Source organism: Bradyrhizobium sp., from assembly GCF_027451485.1.
Lineage (GTDB): Bacteria > Pseudomonadota > Alphaproteobacteria > Rhizobiales > Xanthobacteraceae > Bradyrhizobium.
The window spans coordinates 65,609-77,609 of record NZ_DAIDJE010000025.1; the positions used below are offsets into that span (position 1 = coordinate 65,609).

7 protein-coding genes are annotated in these 12,001 nt (G+C 62.4%); 4 read left to right on the forward strand and 3 right to left on the reverse strand.

Annotated elements, in window-relative coordinates:
• Positions 1-10: 10 nt before the first annotated feature.
• Entirely contained in the window at positions 11-1,183 is a 1,173-nt protein-coding gene (locus NEZ08_RS03800; protein WP_298103701.1) for a M20 aminoacylase family protein, read from the forward strand.
• 74 nt (positions 1,184-1,257) lie between these two features.
• Here the strand turns inward: NEZ08_RS03800 and NEZ08_RS03805 are convergent, their stop codons facing one another.
• The 3 genes from NEZ08_RS03805 to NEZ08_RS03815 all read right to left on the reverse strand — a co-directional run bounded on the left by NEZ08_RS03805 (position 1,258) and on the right by NEZ08_RS03815 (position 5,934).
• Complete coding sequence (locus NEZ08_RS03805) at positions 1,258-2,883, reverse strand: inorganic phosphate transporter (RefSeq protein ID WP_298103704.1); 1,626 nt, start codon at positions 2,881-2,883, stop codon at positions 1,258-1,260.
• Positions 2,884-3,258: 375 nt separating this feature from the next.
• Positions 3,259-4,704 carry a UdgX family uracil-DNA binding protein gene (locus NEZ08_RS03810; RefSeq protein ID WP_298103707.1) on the reverse strand — a complete coding sequence of 482 codons (1,446 nt, stop codon included), beginning with the start codon at positions 4,702-4,704 and terminating at the stop codon, positions 3,259-3,261.
• Entirely contained in the window at positions 4,705-5,934 is a 1,230-nt protein-coding gene (locus NEZ08_RS03815) for a putative DNA modification/repair radical SAM protein (protein ID WP_298103710.1), read from the reverse strand.
• A 175-nt stretch (positions 5,935-6,109) separates the two neighbouring features.
• On the opposite strand from NEZ08_RS03815, the gene NEZ08_RS03820 reads away from it, so the two are divergent.
• From NEZ08_RS03820 to NEZ08_RS03830, 3 genes are all read left to right on the forward strand, one after another.
• Positions 6,110-6,934 carry a DNA repair protein gene (locus tag NEZ08_RS03820; protein ID WP_298103712.1) on the forward strand — a complete coding sequence of 275 codons (825 nt, stop codon included), beginning with the start codon at positions 6,110-6,112 and terminating at the stop codon, positions 6,932-6,934.
• A gap of 106 nt (positions 6,935-7,040) precedes the next feature.
• Positions 7,041-8,507 (forward strand): DUF6504 family protein, encoded by a 1,467-nt coding sequence (locus NEZ08_RS03825; protein WP_298103732.1) that lies wholly within the window; start codon positions 7,041-7,043, stop codon positions 8,505-8,507.
• Positions 8,504-12,001: an error-prone DNA polymerase gene (locus tag NEZ08_RS03830; protein WP_298103717.1), complete on the forward strand. Its 3,498-nt coding sequence runs from the start codon at positions 8,504-8,506 to the stop codon at positions 11,999-12,001. Before NEZ08_RS03825 ends, NEZ08_RS03830 begins: the two co-directional genes overlap by 4 nt.

Here is a 12,001-nt window from a genome sequence, read left to right on the forward strand (position 1 = left end):
GAGTTTCCCCATGCCCATTGTCAACCGCGCGGCCGATCTGCAACCCGAAATTCAGGCCTGGCGCCGCGACATCCATGAACATCCTGAACTGGGATATCAGGAGAGCCGGACGTCGGCCTTGGTGGCCGAGCGGCTTCGTCAGTTCGGCTGCGATGAAGTCGTAACCGGGCTCGGCGGGACCGGCGTCGTCGGCCTGATCAAGGGACGCAAGCCAGGCGGCAAGGGGGACGTCAGGACGATCGGGCTCCGCGCCGACATGGATGCGCTTCCGATCGAGGAGGCGACCGGATTGCCCTACGCTTCGAAGACTGCCGGCAAGATGCACGCCTGCGGCCATGACGGGCATACCGCGATGCTTCTGGGCGCCGCGCGCTATCTGGCCGAGACGAGGAATTTCGCCGGCGACGCTGTCGTGATCTTCCAGCCGGCGGAAGAGGGCGGCTTCGGCGCGGCGGCCATGATCAAGGACGGCCTGTTCGACCGCTTCGCCATCGATCAGGTTTACGGCATGCATAATGGTCCGGGAATCCCGGTCGGGTCCTTCGCGATCCGGCCTGGTCCGATCATGGCATCGACCGATGCCGTCAACATCCATATCGAGGGACGCGGCGGACACGCGGCGCGCCCGCATTTATCGATCGATTCCGTCATGGTCGGCGCCCAACTCATTACCGCGTTGCAGTCCATCGTGTCGCGCAGCGTCGATCCGCTCGAAGCCGCTGTGGTCTCGATGTGCGAATTTCATGCCGGCAACGCCCGCAACGTGATTCCGCAGACCGCCGAGATCAGGGGCACCGTTCGCACGCTGACGCCGGAAGTTCGCGCGCTGGTGGGAAAACGCGTCCGCGAAGTGGTGGAAGGCGTCGCGCAGATCACGGGCGCCAAGATAGACCTCGAGTACGAGCCCGGATATCCGGTCGTGGTCAATCACACGGCGCAGACGGATTTTGCGATCGGTGTGGCGAAGGAGATTGCAGGAAGCGGCAACGTGCAGGAGATGCCGCCGATGATGGGCGGAGAGGACTTCGCCTTCATGCTGGAGAAGCGGCCGGGCGCGTTTATCTTCTGCGGCAACGGCGACAGCGCCGGGCTGCATCATCCCGCCTATAACTTCAACGACGAAGCGATCGTCTATGGCACGTCGTATTGGATCAAGCTGGTCGAGACCGCGCTGGCGGCGTGACAGACCAGGACCGTCAAAGAAAAGAGGCCCGCGTTTGACGCGGGCCTCTTCTTTTTTGCTTGGTAGTCTTTGGATCAGAAGATCCGGGAGAAGATGAAGTAGAGCGTGCCCGAGAGCAGGATCGCGGCGGGCAGCGTCAGCATCCAGGCCATTACCATGTTGCGGATGGTTGCAACCTGCAGCCCGGACCCGTTGGCGGCCATGGCGCCGGCGACGCCGGATGACAGCACGTGCGTGGTGGAGACCGGCAGACCGAAGTTGTCGGCCGCGAAGATGGTAGCAGCGGCAACCAGTTCGGCAGAGGCGCCTTGCGCGTAAGTCAGGTGGGTCTTGCCGATCTTCTCGCCGACCGTCACCACGATCCGTTTCCAGCCTATCATGGTGCCCAGGCCGAGAGCCAGCGCGACCGCGATTTTCACCCAATTCGGAATGAACTTGGTGGCGGCGTCCAGTTCGCCCTTGTAGGCCTTCAGGGTGGCGACCTCTTGCGTGCTCAGCTCGTTCGCCTTGTCCTTCATCAGGAAGCGGATCGCTTCCGACGTCAGGTACATGTCGTTGCGGGTGTTGCCGACGAGCTGCGAGGGCACTTTGTTCAGCGCACCGTACTTCTGAACCTGATCAGCGATGTCCTTCACCAGAACCGAGAGCGAAGGATAGGTGCCTTCGGCGATCTGGTGCTCCGAAACGTACTGCGTCACGGCTGGACGCGGATCGCCGATAATGCTGTAACCGGCGCCCTTGGCGGCGATCACATTGGAGGCCGCGGACGAGGCCTTCTCGAAAATCGCGAGCTCCGAATCCGGCAGGGCACGGTTGAGCGCGTAGGCGGTGGGCACCGTGCCGATCAGGATCAGCATGATCAGGCCCATGCCCTTCTGGCCGTCGTTGGAGCCGTGGGCAAAGCTCACGCCTGTGCAGGTCAGGATCAGGAGGCCGCGGATCCACAGCGGCGGCACCTTGTTGCCTTCGGGAGCGGCGTAAAGCGCGGGACTGCGAACGAACACCCGCAGAAGCATCAGCAGAACCGCGGCGCAGATGAAGCCGACGACCGGCGAAACCAGGAGCGCATAGCCGATTTCGACGGCCTTGCTCCAGTCGACGCCCGAGGTGCCGTCACGGCCGCGCATGAGCGCATTGGTAATGCCGACGCCGATGATCGAACCGACTAGCGTGTGTGAGCTGGAGGCGGGAAGGCCGAAATACCAGGTACTGAGATTCCAGATGATCGCGGCGATCAACAGCGCAAAGACCATCGCGAAACCGGCGCTGCTTCCGACCTGAAGAATGAGCTCGACCGGCAGGAGCGAGACGATGCCGAACGCGACCGCGCCGGACGATACCAACACGCCGAGGAAATTGAAGAATCCGGACCACATCACGGCGAATTCGGCCGGAAGCGAGTGGGTGTAGATCACGGTCGCGACTGCGTTGGCGGTATCGTGAAAGCCGTTGACGAATTCGAAGCCCAGCGCGATCAGCAGCGCCACCATCAAAAGCAGGTAGGGCAGATAATTCGTTATTTTGGCGCCGGTGGCATCAACGTCGGAATAAATGCTGTAGGAGACAAACAGCAGTCCGGCAGCCAGGATGCCGAAGAAAATGATCATCGTCAGCGGGTTGAAGCCCTTGTCGAGATTGGGTCTTGCCGCAGGCTCGACCGGGCCGCCCTCGATGCCTTCACTAAGTGCAATATCGGTCATGACGACGAGCTCCGATTCGGAAGTTCGCGAGATATCGCAGCAACCTCTGATGCGAACTTCGGAATCAAAGGAGCTCTAGCAACTCGTTGATTCTAGTGCGGCTTTGAATTTGAAGGTCCTGCAACGAACGTGCAGCGACTGACAGGAACTTCAAATTCGCCGCACTAGTACGGTGAGCGCTCATCAATGACCGATGGATTTGAAGGCTGGATGACAGCTGCAAGCTTATTCAGGCTTGCTGCAAAGAATGCCGCCGATCTTGCTGAGATCGCTGACAGGAAATCGCAAGCGAGTGGTCCGGTTATTCATTGCCGCGCAGCAGATAGGAACAACGGCAGCTTTCCCTTCCCCCGGAGCCGGCATCGCGCCGGTTGATCACGCCGCGCGGGCTGACTTCCGTAAGAAAGCCGCAGCCATCTTCAGGTCGTCGACAAAGCGCTCGTACTCCCGCGCTTTGGCGTCCGCGTCCGGCAGGCGAAGCAAGTAGGACGGATGCACCGTCACCAGCGCCTTGGTTTTGTCGTCAAGATCGATGAGGTGGCCGCGGTTCTTGTTGATCGGCGTGATCCTGCCGAGCACGCCCTGCGCTGCCGTGGCGCCCATCGCGACCACTAGGACCGGTTTGATCGCGGCCTTTTCGCGTTCATACCACGGCCGGCAGGCCTTGATCTCCGCCGTCGACGGCTTCTGGTGCAGGCGGATTTTTCCGCGTGGGACGAATTTGAAATGCTTGACCGCGTTGGTGACGTAGACCTGCTTGCGTTCGATGCCGGCTTCGATCAACGCGCGATCGAGCATCTGTCCTGCCGGGCCGACGAACGGCTTTCCGGCGAGGTCTTCCTTGTCGCCGGGCTGCTCCCCGACCAGCATGATCGGCGCGTGAGACGGACCTTCGCCAAACACGGTCTGCGTCGCGTCCTTCCATAGCGGGCAGGCGCGGCAACCGGCGGCTTCCTCGCGCAAGGTCTCAAGGTTGTCGGCTGCAGTGGCAGTCTTGCGTCTCATCGGCTCTTCCAGCCGCCGTTGCGCCTTGTGCGGCTCGGTTGCGGCGTTGGCGATCATGGCATCGGCGCTATGGGCCGCGCCAGCGATCAGGGGTTTAATCATCGAGGCCTCCGGCAGGTTCCTCCAGTACTTCTTGGGCATTTCGGTCTGCATCGCCTTCACCTTCAGCCGGGCAGGATTGAAGATCGTGGCGTAGTAGCGCCGCCAGGTCTCTTCCAGCCGATCGGAGCTTGGCGCTTCGGCCTTGCCGACGCCCGGCGTGAATGAAACTGCAAAGCCGTCCCAATGAGCGCAGAGATCAGGCGTCAGGATCGACCATGGCATGTCGGCAAAGCGGCGCGCAAAGAACGGAGCCGCCAGCCCGACGATGTGATGTTCCGGTTCGAACCAGGCGACATAGCGGGCCTCACGTTCGCGCCCGATCTCGCGGAAGCGGACGAAGGCGTGCATCTTGTGCTCGTCGCGCCGGACCGCCTTTGCCATCGCCGTGATGCTGATCACGTCCGGATCGGTCGCAACATCCAGCAGATCGTGGTCGCCTCGCAACCGCCACAGCAGGCGATAAAGCAGCGCAAACCGTTCGCGGTCGCGGTGCAGGATGGCGATCCGGGCAAGCTCGATGAACCTCGCCGGAACGTTGAATGTCCCGGCCGGCAAGCGCGAGGGTGATGCCGCATCAGCGGGAGCGAATAATTCTTCGTCGCCTTTGACGCTCCACGTCACGTCTTCCGGCCTGACGCCGTCGAGCACGAGCGTGCGGGCGGCCTGCCGCCAGCCGTCGAAGTCGGTTTCGTGCGCGAGGATTACGTAATTCATCTAGAAATCGAACCTGAGCTGGGCCGCCTTCGGCTTGAAGCGCTGGGCGAGGTTTGCGGCATCAAGCAAAGCAGGCGAGGGGCGATGGTCGCTGAGAATGATGAAGGGCAGCGCCTTCTGCTTTGGAATATGAAGCCTGCCGAGATCGGCACTGCGGATCGACGCCAGGCGGCGCGTCTCGATGATGCGGTCGACGGCTTTGCGGCCGAAGCCGGGCACGCGCAATAGTTCTTCGCGGCTGGCGCGGGCGACGTCGAGCGGGAAACGGTCGCGATGCCGCAGCGCCCAGGCGAGCTTCGGGTCGATGTCGAGCGGAAGCCAGCCGCTTCCTTCGACGATCTCGCCGGCCTCGAAACCGTAGAAACGCATCAGCCAGTCGGCCTGGTAAAGCCTGTGCTCGCGCATCAGGGGAGGGGGTGCCAGCGGAAGCGCGCGGCTTGCATCCGGGATTGGGCTGAAGGCGGAGTAATAGACGCGCTTGAGGCGATAGGCGCCATAGAGATTGGCGCTGGTGGCGAGGATGGTCTGGTCGTCTGCCGCGTCGGCGCCGATGATCATCTGCGTGCTCTGGCCGGCCGGTGCAAAGCGCGACGGCCTGGTTTTCGCCTTCTCGTCGGGCTTTGCTTCCTCGAGCTTCAAGCGAAGCCGGCCCATGGTGCGGCGGATCGCGCGCACGTCCTTTTCCGGTGCGAGCCTTGCGAGGCTTCTCTCTTCGGGGACCTCGATATTGATGCTGAGGCGGTCGGCATATTTGCCGGCTTCGGTGATCAGCGCGTCGTCGGCTTCGGGAATGGTCTTGAGATGAATGTAGCCGCGGAAATGATGTTCTTCGCGCAGGCTGCGCGCCACGCGGACCACCTGCTCCATGGTGTAGTCGGCGCTGCGGATGATGCCGGAGGAGAGAAACAGTCCCTCGATGTAATTGCGGCGGTAGAAATCGAGCGTGAGCTTCACCACCTCCTCGATGGTGAAGCGGGCGCGCGGCACGTTGCTGGAAGAGCGATTGACGCAATAAAGGCAATCGTAGTTGCAGGCGTTGGTGAGCAGCACCTTCAACAGGGAGATGCAGCGGCCGTCCGGCGCGTAGGAATGGCAGATGCCCATGCCCGGCGCGGTCGAGCCGAGGCCCTTGCCGTCGCTGGAGTCCCGCATCTCGGTGCCGGAGGAGGCGCAGGACGCGTCGTATTTGGCGGCATCGGCCAGGATTTCCAGCTTACGTTGCACGTCCATGATTGAATCCCTTTGAATCCGTTGATGAATCATCGAAGTGCCAATTCGAATTGACTCTTCGATCCCTGTTAGCTTTAAATTAGAACATATCATGAACAAATGAGCCAGCTTCTGGTTCTTCTTAAAAATCGGAAGCGGCCACATCAGTCTCGGAAGGACGCGGCGCATCATGGTGATGAGCGCAGCAGGAACTCTTGCGGCCTTGCGCGGCAGCATCGAACGCATCGAGACGCAGGGTGCGGCGTGTTGTCAGCGCAAGGTGCCGCTCGGCCATGCCGAGGCCGATGCACACCTGCAAGGCGGGCTTGCTTTGGCCGCCGTGCATGAGGTGTTTGCGGGAGCGGGACGGCAGACCGCGGCGGCGACCGGTTTTATCGCGGGCCTGGCAAGGCGCGTGGCCGCGCGGCGCCCGCTGGTGTGGATCCGGCAGGATTTTACGGAAGTCGAAGCAGGCGCCGTTTCGATGGACGGATTGTCCGAGCTCGGTCTCGATCCGCGCCTGCTGGTCACCGTTCGCGCTGCCGACGTCGATCAAGCGTTGCGGACGACGGCCGACGCGCTGGCCTGCGATGCAGTGGGCGCGGTCGTGCTCGAGGTTTGGGGCGAGGTGAAGCAGCTCGATCTCGTGGCCAGCCGCAGGCTGACATTGGCCGCCCAAGCCTCGGGCGCGACCGGCCTTGTGCTGCGGATGGCAGCAGAGCCGAGGGCCTCGACCGCCGAGAGCAGGTGGATCGTGCGTGCGGCGCATTCACCGCCGGCCTCGCACCCATCGAGTGCATGGGGCTCGCCTTTGTTTGAGGCGCAGCTTGTCCGCAACCGTCATGGCCCGACCGGCCGCTGGATCATGGAATGGAAATGTGATGAGTGCCTTTTCGGAAAACCGGCGGCGTATCCTCAGCCTGTGGCTGCCGCGCCTGCCTACCGACCGCATCAGGCGCAAAGCGTTTTCAAGCGAAAACCTGCCCCGGACGCGATCCGGGGCGGGTATCGGCTCGCGTAAGGAAGGTGCGTCACAACAACAATCAAAAGCGCTTTCGTACGAAGCGGTTATCGGGACGCGTGAAGGCGGCGCGTCAACTCAGGTTACCCCGCCTGACCACGCCTGCATCGTTGTTGCCAGGGAAAACAACATGCTGCGGATTTCCGCCCTCAACGATGCCGCCGCCCGTTGCGGCCTCGCGATCGGCTTGCCGCTTGCGAACGCCCGCGCCATCTGCCCCGACGTTCAGGTCCATGATGCCGATGAGGCGGCCGATGCCGAGGCGCTGAACGCCATCGCCGATTGGTGCGACCGCTTCACCCCCTTGGTGGCGCTCGATGCCCCGCACGGCCTGTTTCTCGACATTACCGGCTGTGCGCACCTGTTTGGCGGCGAGGCGGCGATGCTGAACCGGGTGTGCGGTGTCCTGACCTCGCAGGGATTTACAATCAGCGGCGCCATCGCCGGAACGGCCGTCTGTGCCCGGACGCTCACCCGTCATGTCCATGGCCGGATCGTTCGCGACGACGAGGAGGCCGAGGCGGTGAGACCGCTGCCGATATCGGCATTGGGTGCGGATATGGCCGTGGTGACGGGGCTGCGCCGTGCCGGGTTGAAAACCATCGGCGATGTAGCGGAGCGCGAACGGCACGAAATCACCGCCAGGTTTGGTGCTCGTTTTACGGCGCTGCTGGAACAGGCGCTGGGACTTGGCGATATGCCGATCAGCCCACGCAAGCCGCTGCCCGAATACATCGTGGAAAAACGTTTTGCCGAGCCGGTCGCCACCGAAGCGGTGATCTCGGCAACCTTGTCGGGATTGGCCGGGACGCTGGTTGTGGCGATGGGCAAGCAAGGCAAGGGCGCGCGGCGGCTGGAAGCTCGTTTTTTCCGCACCGACGGCGCGGTTCGCACCATCACCGTCGATACCGGGCAGCCCGTCACGCGGGGCGAGGTGATCGACCGGCTGTTTCGCGAGCGGCTGGAGGCCTTAAACGATCCGCTCGATCCCGGTTTCGGCTTCGATCTCATTCGCCTGGACGCCAGCCGCACCGAAATCGTCGTGCAGGAGCAGCGCGATCTCGATAGCCATGTGCATGACCAGGACGAACTCTCGGCCCTGATCGACCGCATCGCCGCGCGCATTGGCGGCAAGCGGGTGGTCGTTCACCTGCCGCAGGATACTCATATCCCTGAGCGCGCGGTGTGGGCGGCGCCGGCTCAGCATCATCTGACGGCCGCGACCGAGGCCGCCTGGCCGGCGCGGGTCGCGGGCGAGCCGCCGCTGCGGCCCTTGCGGCTGTTCGAACGGCCGGAGCAGATCAAGGTGATTGCCGAGGTGCCGGACGGTCCGCCGGCGCGGTTTGTCTGGCGCCGCGCCACTCATGCCGTGGTGCGCGTCGAGGGCCCCGAACGCGTCGCCATGGAGTGGTGGCGTTCGCAGGGCGCGATGCTGACGCGCGATTATTTCCGCGTCGAGGACGAAGAGGGCTTGCGGTTCTGGCTCTATCGCGACGGCCTGTTTGACGAGGTCGAACAGAAAGAAGGCAAGGCCCAGCCGCCCAACTGGTTCATGCATGGGTTGTTCGCATGAATTACGCGGAAATCGGCATCACCACGAACTTCTCGTTCCTGCGCGGCGGCTCGCACCCGCAGGCCTATGTCCATCAGGCCGGAATTCTCCGTCTTCCCATCATCGGCATCGCCGACCACAACACGCTCGCCGGCGTGGTGCGGGCTTACAGTGAACTCGATAATCCGGAAATCAAGCACCGACCGAGGCTTCTGATCGGAGCGCGGATCGTTTTCATCGACGGCACGCCGGACATTTTGGTCTATCCGCGCGATCGTGCTGCCTACGGCAGGCTATGCCAACTGCTCACCCGTGGCAAAATGGGAAAGGATACGCCCAAGGGTGAATGCCATCTGAAGCTTGATGATCTCCTGGAGTTTGCGCAAGGCCAGCTGCTCGTGCTGGCGCCGCCGCATCGTTTCGACGAGACGAAAGCCCATGATCTTCTGAAGCGGCTGCAGTCAAGCCAGGCCGATGGCGTGTGGCTCGCGGCAAGCCTGCTCTATCGCGGCGACGACCGGCGGCGGCTGGCCCGGCTCCGGCTCGTCGCTGACCGTGCCGATGCGCCGTTACTCGCGACCAATGAAGTCCTCTACCACGATGCCTCGCGCCGCCGCTTGCAGGATGTCCTCACCTGTATCCGCGAAAAGACGACCATCGAGGCGGCGGGCAAGCGCCTCGAGGCCAATGCCGAACGGCATCTCAAGGGACCAGCGGAAATGGCACGGCTGTTTCGCGACGCGCCGCAGGCGATTGCCGAGACCATGCGGTTTGCCGAGCGCATCAGCTTTTCGCTCGATCAGCTCAAATACCAGTATCCCGACGAGCCGGTGCCGCCCGGCAAGACCGCCCAGCAGCATCTGGAAGACCTGACATGGGCGGGCGTGCAAAAATATTTTGGCGGCAAGATCAACGATGCGTTGCGCGTCACTTTACGCAAAGAGCTCGCTCTGATCGCCGAATTGAAATACGCGCCTTACTTCCTCACTGTGCACGACATCGTTCGTTATGCACGCAGCCAGAAAATTCTCTGTCAGGGGCGGGGATCGGCGGCGAATTCCGCCGTGTGTTACGTGCTCGGCATCACCTCCGTCGATCCGACCAAGGTCGATCTCTTGTTCGAACGCTTCATTTCCAAGGAGCGGCTGGAACCGCCGGACATCGACGTCGATTTCGAACATTCGCGGCGCGAAGAGGTGATGCAATATGTCTATCGGCGCTATGGCCGGCACCGCGCGGCCATCATCGCGACCGTGATTCATTACCGGCCGCGCAGCGCCATCCGCGACGTCGGCAAGGTGCTGGGCCTGACCGAGGATGTGACCGCGGCGCTCGCCGATACTGTGTGGGGAAGCTGGGGTGATGGCCTCAACGAGATGCAGGTCAAGCAGGCCGGCTTCGATCCGCAAAACCCGATGGTGGAGCTGGCGGTCGAACTCGCCACCGAACTGATCGAGTTTCCGCGGCACCTGTCGCAACATGTCGGGGGTTACGTTCTGACACAGGATCGGCTCGACACCTATGTGCCGATCGGCAATGCCGCCATGGAGGACCGTACCTTCATCGAATGGGACAAGGACGATGTCGACGCGCTGAACATGATGAAGGTCGACGTGCTGGCGCTGGGCATGCTGACCTGCATCCGTAAATGCTTCGACCTGATCGCGCTTCACAAGGGCGAGCGTTGGAAGCTGGAGACGATTCCCGCCGAAGAGAAGGCGGTCTACGACATGCTGTGCCGGGGCGAATCGCTCGGTGTCTTCCAGGTCGAGAGCCGCGCGCAGATGAACATGCTGCCGCGGTTGAAGCCGCGGGAGTTTTACGATCTCGTGATCGAAGTTGCCATTGTGCGGCCGGGACCGATCCAGGGCGATATGGTGCATCCTTACCTGCGCCGGCGGAACGGCATTGAGAAGGAAAACTATCCGGCACCTTCGTCGGAGTATGGTCCTCCGGATGAACTCTACAAGGTCCTGCACAAGACCCTCGGCGTGCCCTTGTTTCAGGAGCAGGCGATGCGGATCGCGATCGAGGCGGCGGGATTTACATCCGAAGAAGCCAATGGATTGCGCCGCGCGATGGCGACGTTCCGCAATGTCGGCACCATCGGGAATTTCGAAGAGAAACTGATCGGCAATATGATCCGGCGCGGCTACGATCCGCAATTCGCGAAGAACTGTTTTGAGCAGATCAAGGGCTTTGGTTCCTACGGCTTTCCGGAGAGCCATGCGGCAAGCTTCGCGCAGCTCGTTTATGTCTCGTCCTGGCTGAAGTGCTTTCATCCCGACGCGTTCTGCTGCGGGCTTCTGAATTCGCAGCCGATGGGCTTTTATGCCCCCGCACAGATCGTCGGCGATGCCCGCAAGAACGGCGTCGAGGTACGCGACATCGATGTGTCCCACAGCTTTGCCCAGAACACGCTGGAGGAGGGGGACGGAAAATATTGCGCTGTACGGCTCGGCTTCCGTCAGATCGATGGCTTCAGGTGGAACGATCCGGACGAAGTGCGGCTGAAGCGGATGCAGGGATCGTTCGCAAATGAGGCAACCCTGTCATTCCAGGGCGAGTGGATTCCATCAGTATTGTCATTCCGGGATGCGCCGTCAGGCGCAGGCCCGGAATCCATTCCTCTGCGCGAATGCGGCTCGATGGATTCCGAGCTCTCGCTTCGCGAGCCCCGGAATGACAGTGCGGAAGGAGACGATTGGGCCGACCGCATCGTCGCCGCGCGAAATCGCCGCCCCTTTACCTCGCTTGAGGACTTTGCCCGCGATACCGGCTTGCCCAAGCGCGCGCTGACCCTGCTGGCGGATGCCGATGCGTTTCGTTCCATCGGGCTTGACCGCCGCGCGGCGCTGTGGGCTGTGCGGCGGCTGCCGGACGACGTGCCGCTGCCGCTGTTCGAGAGTGCTGTCGCCCGCGAGCAGCCGGATGAGCAGGCAAAACCTTTGCCGTCGATGCCGCTGTCGGAGCACGTGGTCGCGGACTATCAGACGATCAGGCTGTCGCTGAAGGGACACCCGATGGAGTTTTTGCGCGCCAGGCTCGAGCGCGAGGGCGTGATCGCCTGCTCATCGGTTTCCGATGCCAGAGACAAGCAATATGTCCGCTGCGCGGGCGTGGTGCTGGTGCGGCAGCGTCCGGGCAGTTCCAAGGGCGTCGTCTTCATGACGCTGGAGGATGAAACCGGCATCGCAAATGTCGTGGTATGGCCCAAGGTGATGGAGCGCTTTCGTAAAGAAGTGATGGGATCGCGATTGATTCTGGTGGAGGGCACTATCCAGAGCAGCCCTGAAAAGGTCGTGCATCTGGTCGCCGAAAAAATGTTCGACCGCTCCCGCGATCTGCTCGATCTGTCAGAAGACATACCGCGCCAGAAGCATGCGCTGCCCGCGGCAGCCGCCTTGATCGAACCGCTCAACGACGACCGCCGCGACCACCCGGATAATCCGGCGCAAAAGATCCGTCATCCCCGCAATGTCCGTATCCTGCCGCCGTCGCGGGATTTCCATTGA

Coding starts and splice junctions, on each gene's coding strand:
- NEZ08_RS03800 (WP_298103701.1), top strand. CDS start 11: ATGCCCATTGTCAACCGCGCGGCCGATCTGCAACCCGAAATTCAGGCC.
- NEZ08_RS03805 (WP_298103704.1), bottom strand. CDS start 2,883: ATGACCGATATTGCACTTAGTGAAGGCATCGAGGGCGGCCCGGTCGAG.
- NEZ08_RS03810 (WP_298103707.1), bottom strand. CDS start 4,704: ATGAATTACGTAATCCTCGCGCACGAAACCGACTTCGACGGCTGGCGG.
- NEZ08_RS03815 (WP_298103710.1), bottom strand. CDS start 5,934: ATGGACGTGCAACGTAAGCTGGAAATCCTGGCCGATGCCGCCAAATAC.
- NEZ08_RS03820 (WP_298103712.1), top strand. CDS start 6,110: ATGAGCGCAGCAGGAACTCTTGCGGCCTTGCGCGGCAGCATCGAACGC.
- NEZ08_RS03830 (WP_298103717.1), top strand. CDS start 8,504: ATGAATTACGCGGAAATCGGCATCACCACGAACTTCTCGTTCCTGCGC.